Consider the following 15657-nt stretch of genomic DNA (forward strand, 5'->3'; position numbering starts at 1 on the left):
ATTTCTGTTTTAAACAATTTATAGAAACATCATACTGTTGCAGGGGATGGATTTGTAAGATATCCATCAAGAATGGATGGTTTTCTCTAAACGGGGTCATTAAGTGGCAGAAATGCACTTGCTCACAAAGAACTTTCCCTACTTTTTCTAATCTTGAAAATGAGAACAGTGTGAAATCTTTAACAAACTAATGTCCAAAAGTTCGCGTTGCCTACCTATAATCTGCATCATCAATACTGAACGCTAAGCCACCTTAAAAAATGATCATTCCATCTCGATAAGTCAGTGCTGGCGAAACATCTTGCCCAAGTAATACAGGGCCATCAAGGTCGACTATTTCAGATTGAACTGCAATAGGCAGCGCCGCTCGCATCGCCAATGAGGTGCCTAACATACAACCCGACATCAAAGTAAACCCTAGCCTTTGAGCTTCTTCAGCAAGTACCAATGCTTCGGTCAAACCGCCCGTTTTATCGAGCTTGATGTTGACCATTTCATACTTGCCTAACAAAGATGAAAGTTGCGAAGTGGTATGACAGCTTTCATCCGCACACAGTGGGATCGGGTGATTGATATGTGCCAGTGAGGCATCATGTTGTTGCGGCAAAGGTTGCTCGATCATTGCGATATCAAACTCAGTAAGTTGATTGAACAACTCTTCGAGATTCAACCCTGTCCACGCTTCATTGGCATCCAGTACAATCTGAACATCAGGCGCCGCTTCTCGCACTGCACGAACACGCTCTACTACCTGCTCGCCATCAAGCTTCACTTTTAGAAGTTTCGCCCCATTCGCCACATAATCCCGAGCTTGGGTCGCCATCGCTTCTGGTGTGCCGATGGAGACTGTCATTGCAGTCACAATTTGAGCAGGTAACTCAAACAAGCTATTTGGAAACACCTGTTCTTTCTGCTTAGCTTCGAAATCCCAAAGCGCACAATCGACCGCATTTCGCGCTGCCCCTCCGGTCAATAAAGACTGAAGATGATCTCTTAGCTCTGCCGGATCGGTAACGCCTCGTGCAAACATAGCTTCAAGTGCGCTAGACGCTTGTTGGATTTGCGCTAACACAGACTCCGATGACTCGCCGTATCGTGGGTAAGGCGTACATTCGCCCTGAGCTTGTTTGCCACCATGTTCAATGTAAACACGAACAACGTGACACTCAGTTCGGCTGCCACGAGAGATGCGAAAAGGCGTTTGCATCGCGATAGTAATGGGTTCTGCTGTAATCTTCATAATTTCACTCGGTTGATGTTCGCTTTAACAAATGGAAACGTAGAAATGATGAAGTCGTTAAAGTGAATGTCGCAAATGATCAGTAATGTGTTGTACACCAAAACGAACCGGGTCCGTCACGGGCACTTGATAGAGTGTGGTCCATTCTTGGCATAATGTCTCAGCGTCTTCAATGCTAATTGCCGACGTGTTCAAGCAGATGCCAACCAATTTCACGTCTGGATTCGTCAATCGCGCGGCTTGCAAGTTAGCTTCGATCGTCTGTTCAATCGTTGGTAATTGCGCATGAGGAAGGTTACGAATATGTGGTCGCCCTACTTCGTGACATAGCACCAAAGCATCAGCTTGTGCGCCATGCAATAATCCCAAACTCACGCCTGCAAACGAAGGGTTAAATAACGAACCTTGGCCTTCAATGATGTCCCATTCGTGGTCAGTAAAATCGGGGCTAATCGCTTCAACCGCGCCGGAAATGAAATCCGCGACCACAGCATCAATCGAAATACCGCAACCTTCAATCAAGATGCCCGTCTGTCCTGTCGCTTTGAATTGAGCAGATGTTCCCGCTTGTTTAAGCGACTTTTCAATCGCCAATGCCGAGAACATTTTGCCTACTGAGCAATCGGTTCCGACTGTGAGAAGGCGTTTACCTTGTCGTGGTTTGCCGTTACCAACCTTTAGATCACCATCAAAGTGTCGTACATCATGAAGCTTAGTCAATCCGTGTTGCTGCATGTCAGCAAGCGGTGAAAATTCACTCAGTCGTTGGTGCATGCCTGATGCAATCTCAAATCCCATTTCTGCAGCCGCCATTATGGTTGACTGCCAAGAATCAGGGATAACGCCACCTGGGTTTGCTGTGCCAATCACTAGGGTTTTCGCCCCTAGCGCTTGCGCCTCTTGCAAGGTCATGTCCGTTAAGCCAAGAGAAACCGTATCGCCTGTTAAGCGCAGTTGGCCTAGGCAGATTTCTGGTCGCCATTGGTGAATACCACGAGCTGTTTTTGCGGCAAGCGGGTCGGTAACATCCCCGAGAAAAAGAAGGTAAGGTTGAGCGATAGACATGAGCATTCCTAATTAGTAAGTCCTTGTATGGATTTACTTTAATTAAGAACTTAGAAGCTGCCGAATACCTATTTATGGCGAGCCTATAACCTTAAGTTATAGGGTGAGTATGGCTCTTCAATGAAGCGATAAATTGCTTAACAGAAATAGACTGAGGGGTGTGCTCTGCACAAAGCGTCGATACCGAAAATTGGATATCCGGCTGCAGTGAAAGCACACAAACCGAGTCGTCATGTTGATACTGATCTGCTGTCCACGGGTCAACAATCGCAAAGCCTGCTTGGTGCTTCACCAGTTCCGCCGCCGCGCTATATCCACGCACAGATATCGGATGGTGATAATGCTCATCTAACGCCACAAGGCTTTGATTTAGCAGTAAACCTAATGGATCGCGGGGATCGAGCCCGATGATTGGCAACGGATAGTTGATCAAATCATCAAGGGTTATTTCCGCGGGTAAATGATCAACCGTATTGGCTGGCACCAAAACCTTGAGCGATTCGGTTAATAGCGTTTCACTTAATATGGCAGGCGGTGTTTCGTCCCCAAACGCGATGGCAATATCGAGCTCATGCTTCAATAAGCCAGCACACAGTTCATCACGGTTGGCGGTCAGTAACTCAAAAGAGAGCTCTTGTTTACTGGAATATTGTTCACGAGACATTTGGGCTATTACCGGGGTCAGCAATTTGGTCGCCAGTATCGGAGGCGCACCAATACGTAAATGTTGATGTCCTTGCTTCACTTTGTTGGTCAGAGATCGAAATTGACCCAGCTGTTGATAGACTTTTTCCGCTTCTGGTAGCAAGGTTCTCGCTTCGACCGTTGGCACCAACCGACCTTTGACACGCTCGAACAATCCAAACCCAAGTTGTTGCTCTGTGTGTGCCAGAATACGGGTCACATTAGGTTGTGACACATGCAGATTACGCGCAGCCCCAGATACGGTTCCGGTTTGCATAATGGCGTAAAAGACTTCCAACTGTCTTAAGTTCACATTGATGTCCTTATGGTTCGCGAAACAAATCTAGGGATTGGCTTTTCTTGTATTAGCTAAGCTGTTTATCGGTCTAGCTGTTTAATTAGCTGTCTATTTATTTATCTACTTGGCTATTTGCGTGAGTTTATTTTAGTAACTCAGCTATCGTAGGTTGAAGCACCTCAGCCCAAGCTTGGTAAGCCTTCGCATTCAAGTGTAAGTCATCACACGAGTACTCATTCGACAAAAGCTTATTCGGTGACAATACAGAATTCACATCTAAGAACGCAATGCCTTGCTGAGAACAGTACTCGCTTATCTTGCTATTGAGCAGTTCAACCGACGAATTCAAACCTTGCAGTTTAGAGCCAACATAAAGCGTTGATTGCACCAAGATTCGAATATCGTTTTCTTGCCACACTTCAAGCATATCAATGTAGTTCCGGTAGATATGTTCGACATCATAACCCTGAGCCAAATCGTTTATCCCAGCCATAAAGCACACCAGCTTTGGCTTCACATTCAACGTGGTATCAATACGGCGCAACATGCCAGTTGTGGTGTCACCCGCTAAGCCACGGTTGACCATCGAAACATCGCGAAAGATATCCGCCCAAGGTGCCCATTCGGTGATCGAATCACCAAACATCACTAGGTCTGCATTTGGGGAAAAATGGCGGTGATTGTCCGATGTCATGATGTAACGACTCATACTGTGGCCTCGTTGCTGAATTTCAGACTGAAGAGCAACCGCTTTGAGAATATCACTGTCCGGTGTAGTGCTATCAAATTGAGCCAGCAACCCTTCGATGTGAGGCTTAAAAGGGCTAAGACGAGTGCTCAGTTGGTGGTGTTCTTTAAGGGAAGATAACCTCTCTAGTAATGCATACAGAGAGCGGTTTTGACCAACTTCTTGAAATAACTGATATAGATCGAGGACAGGGTGTTGCTGCAACGCGGCAAGTAATTGCTTGTCTTCCATGGTGTTATCTAACCCTTCAATTATCTAATGATGAACCAAAGATAATATCCGATTGCTTACGGGATAGATAACATTAGAAACAGAGAATGACTTATTCTCAACAAGGCTGGTACATACCGCATAAAAATATCTTCCTGTACAAATCTCGTTCCGACTCAAAAATCAGCACTTCATCATAATATGTATAAGAAATTAGCCACATATTGTGACCTCAGTCTCTCAGCCTACCGTCTACTCCTATTACCACTATTTAACGGAGGATTTATAGAATATCAGGATGGTGAATAATAGGTTAAATCATAATAATAAGGACCTTTACGTGAAACTTTCTCTATCCAATACCGCGTTGGCCGTTACCGCCATCCTACTTGCAGGTTGCCAATCTGCACCTGAATCAGTTCAAGAACCAACAGCATACCAATGCCAAACGAATACGAATGCCGACGTGAATGACTTGAGGATTTATCAAGTGATGGTCGAAAGCTTTGTCAGTGGCGATGACTCAATTGGTCATGGTACAGGCTATGGAACCAGTCACCATAACGGAGACATCCAAGGTATTATCGACTCACTTGATTACATTGAATCTCTTGGCATGAACGGCATTTGGCTAACCCCAATCTTTAATTCAGAGCCTATCGAAAACCAAGACCATTGGGCTGATAGACTGGATGCTACCGGTTATTTTGCCACCGATTATTTCAATATCGATCCGAGATTCGGCACGATGGAAGAAGCTAAAACCTTAGTTGAAGAAGCGCATGCTCGAGGGCTTTATGTCTTCTTTGATGGCGTATTTGGCCACCACAAAAAAAACGTAGTGCCGTCACCAACAGGTAAGCTGCCCCAAGGAGAGGATAATCCAGTCTCATACCCTGAGAGCCTAGCCTTCTATCAAGAAGTAGCCGAGTATTGGATCAAAGAGCTCAAAATTGATGGTTGGCGCTTAGATCAAGCTTATCAAGTGCCAAAAGAAGCTTGGAGTCAAATCAGAGAAACGGTAGACACCGCTTCTTCTCAAGTCGAATACGTAAACAGCGAAGGTAAAACCGTGAACCCTCTGGGTTATATGGTTGCGGAAATTTGGGCAGGTGAGAACCGCATTATTGAAACAGGCTACGGTTCAAATGAAGCACCGGCCTTATGTTCTGCGTTTGATTTCCCGATGCGCTACCGCCTGACGGAAACCTTTGCTGTAAACGAAGCTGGCGTGGGGAACAAAGGTGGAGAGTGGCTTGCAGAAGGCATGTCTTTACATTCGTTATACCCAGACCACGCAAAGCCAAATTTAATGATCGGTAACCATGACCTTGTGCGCTTTGGTGACTTATTACAGCGCGGTGCTATCGCTTCTCCACAAGACAAAGAGTATTGGCAGCGCTATAAAGCGGCATTTTCATTCCAAGCAGCTTATACCGGCCCAATTACGACCTACTATGGGGACGAAATAGGCGACCAGCTAGAAGGTTTTGCAGACAAAGTTTGGACTGATGACTGTGCTATTAATGGTCTGTGTGATGATCACGTAGCCCGTACTAGCGGTAAAGTAGAAGGTGTCACAGCCCAACTCAATACGCACGAAAAAGACTTAAAGCAATACGTGACAAACTTGATGAAACTGAGAGAAACGCACCCCGCTCTATCACAAGGTAAACGTACAAACCTGATGGCCAATGATGTCGCGTATGTCGATCACAAAGCCTATGAAGGCGATGCTGTTGTCTACGCAGTGAACGTTACCAACAAAGAACAAACCATAAAACTAACCAAAGAAAAAGTCGGCTCCATAGCTGATCTGACGGATATTGAATCCAAGCAATCGATCTCAGCTATTGATGGCCACTACTCTATCGTTCTAAGCCCATTTGAAGCTCGTTTCTTGTCGATAACACAGCCAAGTGAAAAAGGGCCAATTGCGGCGATACTAGCGACAGGAAATGAAGTTGGACAAGGCTTCATGGCTCAATGTGACAATCCAACAATAAAAGCTGAAGGCCCTATTTCGAGCCCGCTTTATGTGGTTGGCAATTTTGCTGATTCAGGTTGGAAACACGTGGGTCAACGAGAGTTTGAATATAAAGGTGACAACACTTACCAAGTCGTCACCACTGAAAAACCGGGCAGTTATCGCATGCAATATGCATCCAAGGCTTGGTCACCTCAGTTCACAGCGGATGGGCTTAACCTAAAGTTAGGACAGCTTAACTCGTTAATTAAAGGTGGTTACGGTCAAGATACCGCTATCACTATTCGTAATGCTGGGCAGTATGTATGGAGCTTACAATTCGATGATGCGGGGCAACCACTGCAAATTATGGCTTCCAAATGTGCTGAATAGCCAAACCTAAGATCCGAGATCAACCAAGTAAAACCCCTTATTCCTACGAATAAGGGGTTTTCTTTAATCTGCATTGGATATTAAGAGACCAGACACGATTAGAACGATATCTACCCCTGCTTCACTTGCAGGTGATTACGGTTATCGCGGCTTTTCTTGATCAGCTCGTTGCTCTCGTCCATTTCATCTGACTTAGCAAGGCGATCATAAAGCAGCACATTCACTGTTGCTGCTAGATTCATGCAACCAACGGTTGGTACATAAACAACATGGTCAGCTCGGTCAGCGACATCTTGAGAAATAGAACCATCTTCGGGGCCAAAGATATAGATAGCGTTCTCTGGGTGTTTAAAACGTGGCAATGGTGTTGCACCTTCAGCCAACTCCACGCATACGATCTTGGTTTCTGAATTAAGGTTATCTAAAAACGACTCGACACCATTAAGCGGGATAGTACGCGTTGCACTCTTGGTATCGGTGTGAAATTTTGCAGCCTTGTCATAGCGTTGCCCTGTGTATTTAACTTCGTCGACTTGGTAGCAACCCGCCGCACGCATAACCGCGCCAACGTTTGTCGGGCTCTTTGGGTTAGTTAAACCAATAGTCACATGGCTCTTGTTCATGAATCTTTCTCACTTAACGAATAGACATAGCAGGGTGCTACAAAGCGTCGCATTCTACCAAAGCAGCGTCAAATTCAAAAGCATCGAAACAAACAGCTCTCTTTAGCATTAAGTCCCTACCCACAAGGTTTATCACTTCAAAAACTTAACCGTCATCATATTTATCAAACAAAAAGGTTTCAGGATAACAATTCAACAACAAGTCCGTTTACATTTCGAAACCACATTAATAATGTGTTGAAAATTGCCTGAGACAATCACATAGGAAGTGCTAATGACCCTCACCATCAAAAACCGCCTTTATATCCTCTCTTTTATCCCTTTGCTACTAATGGCAATTGGGATGATGAGCGTGACGTATATGAAGAGCACTGAGCTAACCGCACAACAAGTAGAATCGACGCGTAGCAATATGATGGCGATGAAACAAAAGGAACTCAAAGCGTACCTGCAAATGGCTAAGTCTTCGATAACTCCTTTCTTAGAAAAAGGTGCCACGCTTGAAGAAGCATTACCCACATTAAAAACTCTAGAATATGGTGAGTCTGGTTATATTTTTGGCTACAGCTCTAAGGGTGTAAGAATCGTCATCGGACAAGGTACCGATGGCATTGGTAAAAATTACTACGACCTTCAAGACAAACAAGGCAATTACCTAATCCAAGACCTGATTAAGAACTCAAAAATTGGGGAATTCACCACTTACTACTTTCCTAAGCCAGGTCAATCCATTGCGTTACCAAAACTCAGCTACTCAATCTTTATTCCACAATGGGATTTAATGCTCGGCACGGGTTTTTATACCGATGATATTGACGCCGTGATCAGTGACATGAAAGAGAGCTCGAATGCTGCGCTACAAAGCTCACTGACTGCCATTGCTATTTTCTGTGGCTTGATTGCCTTAGTGGTAGCGGTTTTCGCTGTTGCAGTGAACCGTACAATCATGCAACCACTCGAGCAATTTGACCGTTCAATCAGTGCCTTTGCAAGTGGTGAGGCCGACCTAACGGCTCGAATGGAAACCTTCAAAGCGCCTGAGTTCGCCAAACTCAGTGAGAACTTTAATGCCTTTGTTGCTAGCCTACAGACCATCATTCGTAGCGTGAGCGATGTGGGTCAGCAAGTTGTATCAGAAACGAGCAGCATGTCTTCTCGCGCAGCTCAGGTCGACGAGATAGCGACAGGTCAACGTGAAGAGACAGAACAAGTAGCAACGGCGATGACCGAGATGACGACAACTGCGCAAGAGATCTCAAGCAACGCAAGCCAAGCCGCTGACTCAGCTAAACTTGCAGAGAACAATGCAAAAGAAGCTCAGCAAATTGTCAACGCTGCTGCAGGTTCCGTAGCAGACCTTGCAAGTGAAGTATCAGAGGCAAACACTGTGGTATCTCGCCTTGAAGGAGATGTACAGAACATTTCATCTTCACTGACTGTCATTCAAGATATAGCGGAACAGACCAACCTATTAGCACTAAATGCCGCGATTGAAGCCGCGCGAGCTGGTGATCAAGGCCGAGGTTTTGCGGTAGTTGCTGATGAAGTTCGTAAGCTTGCAAGCCGCACACAAGAGAGCACGGGCGACATTCACAAAATGATCCAACAGCTAAAATCCGCTTCAGATGCCGCGGTGAAAGCAATGGATTCGAGCCAAAGCAGAAGTGCTCAAACGGTAGAAGAAGCGAACGCAGCAGCTGCAGCACTTGCTAAAATTCAAGATTCGATTGATACCATCATGGACATGAACTCACTCATTGCGACGGCGACTGAACAACAGAATATTGTTGGCCAAGAGATATCTCAACGCATTGTTGTGATTTCAGACCAAAGTTCTCAATCGGCATCGTTAGCAAACCAAAACCGTACAGGTAGCCAAAACCTAAACAGCCGAGCAAACGAGTTGTACCACTTGGTTGATCGCTTCACGGTTTAATGCTTAATGCTTAGCAAGTAAAAGCTATAAAACATCAATAAAAATGGGCTTCAGAATCTTTGTTCTGAAGCCCATTTTCTTGTCCATAGTGTCTTGCCAGATAGAACTAGTCTAATTGCTCAGACAAGAAGTCGACTAACAAGCGAACCTTTGAAGACAAATTACGGTTCTGTGGGTAAAGCGCCCAAATCCCCTCTTTATCGTCTCGGTAATCAGATAACACCTCAACCAATTCACCAGACTCAAGATCTTCACTCACGTAATATTCTGGTAGCTGCACTAAGCCAATACTCTGTTTCGCTGCGTCTTGTAAGGCTAAGCCACTGTTACATTTAATGCGTCCGTTAACCCGAACTGAGCGAGGTCGCCCATTTTCTTTAAAACGCCAATGCTCAAAGCCGCCGACTAAACATTGATGATTACTCAACTCAGAGAGCGTATGCGGTTCACCGTAACGTTCAATATATTCAGGACTGGCGCACACGTAGAGTTGGCGTTGAGACAGCTTCTTTGCCACAAGACTCGAATCTTCTAAGCGACCAAGACGAATTGCGACATCGACACCCGAATCAATAAGGTCGAGCTTTTGATTGGTCAACATCAGCTCAAGTTCGACTTGTGGATGGAGCTTTAAGAACTGATGAAGCATTGGGGCGAGTTGACGCTCACCATAGGTCACCGGCGCCGTTACTTTCAGTAAGCCTTTCGGTGTGGATTGCATCTGCGTGACGGCGAGCTCAGCAATTTCTAAACCCTCGACCAACAACTTACATTGCTGGTAATAGAGTTGCCCTGCCTCTGTTAAAGAAACCTTACGAGTCGTTCGATTGAGCAGTTTCACTGCTAGACGTTCTTCGAGATTTGCCACTCTACGACTGATTTGAGCCACTGACGTAGCGAGTTTCTGTGCTGCACCAGTAAAGCTTTCGCGCTCTGCCACTGCAACAAACTCACTTACCCCTTCCCAATTAGCCATGCCTTTACCCTATGTTGAACTATAGTTACCCATACAGTGTATTGAAGATACAGATTAGTGTCACCTAGCTTAATATGCGCCATGCACATACAAAGGCCTTCATTGAAGCTAATATCGCATTCCCCACAAGGCTCCAATTGACCCAATCTACAAAGTTCGAACCGACCTCGTATTACAAATACTGTTATAAAAAAATACTCGTATCAAAAAAGAAAGCCCGCACTCATTGAGTACGGGCCTTATTATTGTCTATTACAGATGCGTGAGGGTTAAAACTAGAAACGATTAGCCACTCACTTTTGCCTATTCAGTCTCAAGTATTACACTTCAAACTGAGAAACTAGGCTATCAAGCGCTTCACACTGTTCTGCTAGTGAGATGCACGCATTCTCAGCATTGTTTGCCATTTCAACCATTTTCATCGTACTTTCGGCGATACGTTGAACATTCTTGTTCACGTCTTCAGACACCTGAGACTGCTGCGAAGCCGCTGTCGCGATTTGCGTATTCATATCATTCATCTTGCCAATTGAATTGCGAATCTCGCTCAATGAAGAGGCAGCAGTACCTGCTTGAACAATGGTTTTCTCTCCACTCGCTTTGCTTTCTGTCATCACGCCAACAGCATGTTTAGCGCCTACTTCTAAGCGTTCAATCATTGACTGGATTTCACCCGTACTGTCTTGAGTTTTACTCGCAAGCGCACGGACTTCATCAGCAACTACCGCAAAACCACGGCCTTGCTCACCAGCACGCGCTGCTTCAATCGCCGCATTTAATGCCAATAGATTGGTTTGCTCTGCAATGCCTTTGATCACGCCAAGAATAGAAGCAATGTTCTTCACATCAGTATCCAATTCCTGAACCACACCACCTGCATTCTCGATATCTTGCGCAAGGCGTTCAATTGAAGTTACGGTTAAGCCCAAAGTGCTGTCTGCTAATTCCACTTCATTGTTCGCAACGTTACTTGCGGTTGCCGCATCTAATGCGTTACCACTTACCGTTTCACTGGTCGCTTGCATTTCATGAACGGCAGCCGCGACTACTTCACTTTCTCTCTGTTGATTCGAAGAAAATTCAGCAACACTTTGCGTTATTGATTTAATGTTTTCCATCTCTGCACGTACGGCATTCGATGTCAGAATAACTTGCTCAACAGTGGTGTGTATCTTGCTAACAAACTTGTTAAATGCAGAACTTAAACGAGCTATCTCGTCAGAACCTTCAACTTTCATTCGCTGAGCTAAGTTACCATCACCCGATGCGATTTCATTCATCGCTTTCTCTACATTCTGAATCGGCTGAACGATATAGCGGTTAGATAACCACATCGCAAACAACGCAGCGAGTACAGCAACCGCCATGCCCACTTCGATGATCAATTTACTTTCTTCAATTGAATCATCAGCTTGCTGGCGAAGTTCTTTTTGTTTCTGGGCAATCAGAGCTCTGATGTCACCAAGTTGAGTACGAATGATCGTAAACTCAGCGTCTAATGCCGGCGAGTAATCGATGTTGTACTGAAGAGCATTGGCAGGATCTGCAAACATCGGTTCGTGTAGTGCTATCCACTTGCTCATTGCGTTAACAAGTTTCGAAAGCTCATCTCGAGAAGAAGAATCCAGCACACCTGCTGTATATAAGGTTTGTACACTTTCAAAACGTGGAACGGCTTTGTAAGCGTTGTCTTCAAACTCGAATTTTTGATATTCAATCGCCTCGTCATCTTTAGCAAGTAACAAACCTTGCGCCGATGCAATAACTTGATAGATGTCTCGGTACCCATCTTCTAGGTTGTCGAGAACCGGTTGAACCACATTATTGAGCTCGTTATTAATCGCCGCTTGCGCGTTAGATTTAATAACGTTAAGTACAGTAACAGTTGAGAAAACAATCACGATAACCATTAGAGGGATCGCAATTTTACTCTTAATAGAAAGGTTGTTGATACTCATAAAAGGTTAAGAACCACACGATATTTAGGAACCTAGTAATATACAGTACAGATATCAAAACCAGCTAAGGTTTTGTGAGCTTAATTTCATAGCAAACGTTATCTATTCTTCAATCGTTCATAATCCAACCAGCCATCAACTTCGGTATCAAGTCGGATTTGACGATATTGCACTAATTTGCTGCATCCGAGTTCTAATACTGGAGATGTCATCGAAATAACACCATAATGTACAGCTCAAAAGTAAATAGGTATGAACATGAAAATTTGTGGTGTTGAAATCAAAGGTAACGATGCAGTCATCTGTCTTCTATCTCTATCAGACGGTGTATTTAACATTCCTGATTGCCGAGTTTCTAAGGTTGCTATTAGTGACGCAAACGACACTCAGAATATGAAAGATTTTCAATTTTCTTTTGCAAAGTTAATGGAAGATTACCAAGTAGAAAAAGTGGTAATTCGTCAACGCCAAACTAAAGGCAAATTTGCTGGCGGTGGCTTCGGCTTCAAACTAGAAGCAGCAATTCAGTTGATCGACGGCCTAGACGTAACCGTTGTATCTCCGAATGAAATCAAAGAAAGCCTTAAGCGCAACCCTCTTATGATGAAGTTCAAAGAAACGGGCCTTAAGCAGTACCAAGAAGCACCGTTTACCACGGCTTACGCTTGTTTAATGCAGCGCTAATCAATAGTCGTTAGCCAATATTGATACAGAAAGAGCCTGAATATTCAGGCTCTTTTTTGTTTCTATGTAATCTATTTCAAGTCGAGTTATACCAATCACAGTAAGTAAGTGATCAAAAATAGCGTAGGAAAAAAGCTTGAGAACAAGGCAGCATTTTTCGATAAGTAGTTATTCTACAATCAAAAGTTCTAACGAAGTTATCGAGATTTTTAACAAGCTAGGGTGACCAGTTAGTTACTACGATTGGTATAATTTTGGTAGACACATTACCTCTCTAATGCTGTTTGTCTGCGGAACTTAATCAACTCAGGCTTTTTCACCACCAGATAAACAGCGGTCGCTGACAACGCGAAGCCTATTGCGCCATAAATGTCGAATGACTCTCCAAAAATGAGCCACGCTTGAATGGCTGTTGTGGGGGGAACTAAGTAAAACACCGATGCCACACTTGAAGAAGCGCCATGCTCTACCATGTAAAGCAGCAATAAAATAGCAATGCACGATAAAACAATCACTAGCCAAGTCAGAGTCAACGTGAACTCAATAGTCCAGTTCACCTGCATAGTTTCGTAGCGCATTGCAAAAGGTAAGAACAATGCTGCTGCTGCCAAGTACTGCACCATCGCGCCACCGACCATATCTGTACCCTGACAAAAGCGCTTCTGATATAAAGTACCGACCGTAATACCCACCAAAGAAACCAAACATAATAACGTTGCCAAGCCTTTTTGGTCGTCTGACTGCCACTCAATATTGCCCATCAGCACCAAGCTAATACCTGCGAAACCGAGGGCTAAGCCTAGCCATTGTGCGAAGTTAAAACGCTGTGAGGTACAGCTGATCATGATCAACGCCGTAAGAATCGGTTGTAAGCCAACAAGTAGAGAACTCAACCCGGCGGGCATACCCATATCAATCGCGAGATAAGTGCCACCAAGGTAGAAGCCATGAATCAAAATACCCACCACACAAGCGTGAAAAAATGCTCGACCACGAGGAATACGACGCTTAAGGATTGCAATCAAAACCAAGAATAGCGCCACGTTGGCTACCATCCTAAGTGAAAGTAACGTTGCGGGTTCAGCGTATTCAACACCAAGACGAGCGCCAACAAAGCCTGACGACCACAATAGTACAAACACAAACGGAATCATTTTAATCAGCATTACAAACCTCTGGTCAACTCTTCATCAATGCTGTTACCTTAGTTGGGTACAGATAACTAATAAAGATACAGATATAACACTTTAAATGGTTACAGATTAAGTGTGAGTAACAAGGGGGAAACGTGGAAGCAGAACTCAACGGCAATAAATATCTCGCTATAGAACAACACATTAAGGCTCAGATCGATAAAGGGCTCTTTCACCCAGACGACCGCTTACCTTCCATTCGTCAACTCAGCGAACAACTCGGTGTGAGCAAAAACACCGTGATTCGCGCTTATCAAGAATTGGAAGCGACGGGCTGGGTTTATTCTGTGCCTAAATCAGGCTATCGTGTGAAAGCACCGAACACCACCATCTGGGATGCACCGAGCCAGCCTCAAAAAGTCGATCTCTTGTCGGTCACCAAATCTGTACTCTCCCGTCCGAAAGGTCGCTTGAAACTGCTTGCTGGTTCTGCACACCCGAACATTAATAACCCTGCCATTCGTAGCTTGTATGCCGAAATCGGTCGCCATAGCCGTTTGCAAACCCAGCTTCCCGGTTATTACCAATTACCTCCCGGCGATGAGCAATTAGTGAAGCAGTTGTTAAAGATCACCCATGATCTAGGCGTACCTGCGGGATCGAATGAGATTGCGATTACACATGGTGCTCAACAGGCGATCAGTCTGGCTTTACGTGCATTAACCAAACCGGGAGACATCGTGGCGGTCGAGTCGCCCTGTTACTTTGGCAATCTACTTTTACTTGAATCGCTTGGCTTGCAGGCCCTTGAAATACCATGCAGCGTCAGCCACGGAATCGACATTCCTTCACTACAGAGTGCGTTGGACAAATGGGAAGTGAAAACCTTGCTACTAACGCCAAACTTTACCAATCCAACGGGTTCACGAATGCCATTGGCTAACCGAAAGGTATTACTGGAGATAACCGGATCTTTACCGATTATCGAAGACGATGTGTTCGGTAGCTTGGCATTCGACACACCCATTGCCAGCCTCAAAGAGCTTGATGACCAAGATCGAGTCATTTACGTCAACTCTTTGTCCAAGACCTTAGATTCTCGCTTGCGTATTGGCTGGTTACTCTCAGGTCGTTACCAAGCTCAAGTTGAAAAATACCTGTTATGCGACAACATGGGCAGCTCCAATTTAATGCAATCCGCGGTGGGTCAATTTCTCACTACCGGTAAATATCGCAGCCACTTATCCAAAATGAAGCGGCTCTACCAAACCAATCAAAAGCAATTTCAAAGCCTGTTAATACAAGCGCTTGATGGCTATGAACACCTTGTTGGCCGCTACCACTTGTCAAAACCTGAGGGGTCTTTTCTAAACTGGATCACGTTACCTGAATCGGTCGATAGCTACGCGATTTATCAAGATTGTTTGAAGCACAAATTGGGAATATTACCTGGCACAGTATTTGGGACAAACGATCAATATAAACACTGCTTGCGCTTCACGGTAGCGAACATCGAAGAGAGTAAAGAGTGGAAAGAAGGGATAGTGACATTAGCGAAGATAATCGCCAAACATACTTCTTTCTAACCGAATGTTGCCAACGTCTAAATCATTCAACAATGAATAAACGTTAACTAAAACAACAAATACAATCACCAAGAAAATGCGTCAAACGATCACAGATAATACTCCGAAATACCTTTGTAAGTTTTTTAGAGAAATTCAAAAATAATTAGAATTTAAC

The 15657-nt window shown here is 44.5% G+C and carries 12 protein-coding genes; 4 read left to right on the forward strand and 8 right to left on the reverse strand.

From position 1 onward, the window contains the following. Positions 1-253: 253 nt before the first annotated feature. The 4 genes from dgcA to K08M4_RS20895 all read right to left on the reverse strand — a co-directional run bounded on the left by dgcA (position 254) and on the right by K08M4_RS20895 (position 4266). Complete coding sequence (gene dgcA, locus K08M4_RS20880; RefSeq protein ID WP_086051320.1) at positions 254-1240, reverse strand: N-acetyl-D-Glu racemase DgcA; 987 nt, start codon at positions 1238-1240, stop codon at positions 254-256. Between the two features lie 57 nt (positions 1241-1297). Further along, positions 1298-2305, reverse strand: coding sequence for an N-acetyltransferase DgcN (dgcN, locus tag K08M4_RS20885; protein ID WP_086051321.1), 1008 nt, complete (start codon positions 2303-2305; stop codon positions 1298-1300). Positions 2306-2396: 91 nt separating this feature from the next. Further along, positions 2397-3302 carry a LysR family transcriptional regulator gene (locus tag K08M4_RS20890; protein WP_086051322.1) on the reverse strand — a complete coding sequence of 302 codons (906 nt, stop codon included), beginning with the start codon at positions 3300-3302 and terminating at the stop codon, positions 2397-2399. A gap of 127 nt (positions 3303-3429) precedes the next feature. Then, positions 3430-4266 carry an SGNH/GDSL hydrolase family protein gene (locus K08M4_RS20895; RefSeq protein ID WP_086051323.1) on the reverse strand — a complete coding sequence of 279 codons (837 nt, stop codon included), beginning with the start codon at positions 4264-4266 and terminating at the stop codon, positions 3430-3432. A gap of 277 nt (positions 4267-4543) precedes the next feature. Between K08M4_RS20895 and K08M4_RS20900 the strand changes: the two genes are divergently transcribed. Further along, positions 4544-6604, forward strand: a complete 2061-nt coding sequence (locus K08M4_RS20900) for an alpha-amylase family glycosyl hydrolase (RefSeq protein ID WP_086051324.1) — start codon at positions 4544-4546, stop codon at positions 6602-6604. Positions 6605-6714: 110 nt separating this feature from the next. Here K08M4_RS20900 and K08M4_RS20905 read toward each other — a convergent pair whose 3' ends face one another. Then, positions 6715-7227, reverse strand: coding sequence for an RNA methyltransferase (locus K08M4_RS20905; RefSeq protein WP_086051325.1), 513 nt, complete (start codon positions 7225-7227; stop codon positions 6715-6717). Between the two features lie 274 nt (positions 7228-7501). Between K08M4_RS20905 and K08M4_RS20910 the strand changes: the two genes are divergently transcribed. After that, the gene (locus K08M4_RS20910) at positions 7502-9163 is read left to right on the forward strand and encodes a methyl-accepting chemotaxis protein (protein WP_086051326.1); all 1662 of its coding nucleotides are present in this window, start codon (positions 7502-7504) and stop codon (positions 9161-9163) included. A gap of 106 nt (positions 9164-9269) precedes the next feature. On the opposite strand, the gene K08M4_RS20915 is transcribed toward K08M4_RS20910, so the two are convergent. Together K08M4_RS20915 and K08M4_RS20920 are read right to left on the reverse strand one after the other, a co-directional pair. Continuing rightward, positions 9270-10139: a LysR family transcriptional regulator gene (locus K08M4_RS20915; protein ID WP_086051327.1), complete on the reverse strand. Its 870-nt coding sequence runs from the start codon at positions 10137-10139 to the stop codon at positions 9270-9272. Between the two features lie 320 nt (positions 10140-10459). Beyond that, a complete protein-coding gene (locus K08M4_RS20920) occupies positions 10460-12097 on the reverse strand; it encodes a methyl-accepting chemotaxis protein (protein ID WP_086051328.1) in 1638 nt (545 codons plus the stop codon). 258 nt (positions 12098-12355) lie between these two features. Here K08M4_RS20920 and K08M4_RS20925 point away from each other — a divergent pair, with 258 nt between their 5' ends. After that, on the forward strand, positions 12356-12781 hold the full coding sequence (locus K08M4_RS20925; RefSeq protein ID WP_009846243.1) for a DUF3010 family protein: 426 nt from the start codon (positions 12356-12358) through the stop codon (positions 12779-12781). A gap of 266 nt (positions 12782-13047) precedes the next feature. Here K08M4_RS20925 and K08M4_RS20930 read toward each other — a convergent pair whose 3' ends face one another. Beyond that, positions 13048-13947 (reverse strand): DMT family transporter, encoded by a 900-nt coding sequence (locus tag K08M4_RS20930; RefSeq protein WP_086051329.1) that lies wholly within the window; start codon positions 13945-13947, stop codon positions 13048-13050. 122 nt (positions 13948-14069) lie between these two features. Between K08M4_RS20930 and K08M4_RS20935 the strand changes: the two genes are divergently transcribed. Continuing rightward, complete coding sequence (locus tag K08M4_RS20935) at positions 14070-15500, forward strand: aminotransferase-like domain-containing protein (RefSeq protein WP_086051330.1); 1431 nt, start codon at positions 14070-14072, stop codon at positions 15498-15500. Positions 15501-15657 lie beyond the last annotated feature (157 nt).

This window comes from Vibrio syngnathi (assembly GCF_002119525.1).
Lineage (GTDB): Bacteria > Pseudomonadota > Gammaproteobacteria > Enterobacterales > Vibrionaceae > Vibrio > Vibrio syngnathi.

Bases quoted from the DNA above. Each gene is read 5' to 3' on its own strand.
- dgcA (WP_086051320.1), bottom strand. From the start codon at position 1,240: ATGAAGATTACAGCAGAACCCATTACTATCGCGATGCAAACGCCTTTT.
- dgcN (WP_086051321.1), bottom strand. From the start codon at position 2,305: ATGTCTATCGCTCAACCTTACCTTCTTTTTCTCGGGGATGTTACCGAC.
- K08M4_RS20895 (WP_086051323.1), bottom strand. From the start codon at position 4,266: ATGGAAGACAAGCAATTACTTGCCGCGTTGCAGCAACACCCTGTCCTC.
- K08M4_RS20900 (WP_086051324.1), top strand. From the start codon at position 4,544: ATGGTGAATAATAGGTTAAATCATAATAATAAGGACCTTTACGTGAAA.
- K08M4_RS20905 (WP_086051325.1), bottom strand. From the start codon at position 7,227: ATGAACAAGAGCCATGTGACTATTGGTTTAACTAACCCAAAGAGCCCG.
- K08M4_RS20910 (WP_086051326.1), top strand. From the start codon at position 7,502: ATGACCCTCACCATCAAAAACCGCCTTTATATCCTCTCTTTTATCCCT.
- K08M4_RS20915 (WP_086051327.1), bottom strand. From the start codon at position 10,139: ATGGCTAATTGGGAAGGGGTAAGTGAGTTTGTTGCAGTGGCAGAGCGC.
- K08M4_RS20920 (WP_086051328.1), bottom strand. From the start codon at position 12,097: ATGAGTATCAACAACCTTTCTATTAAGAGTAAAATTGCGATCCCTCTA.
- K08M4_RS20925 (WP_009846243.1), top strand. From the start codon at position 12,356: ATGAAAATTTGTGGTGTTGAAATCAAAGGTAACGATGCAGTCATCTGT.
- K08M4_RS20930 (WP_086051329.1), bottom strand. From the start codon at position 13,947: ATGCTGATTAAAATGATTCCGTTTGTGTTTGTACTATTGTGGTCGTCA.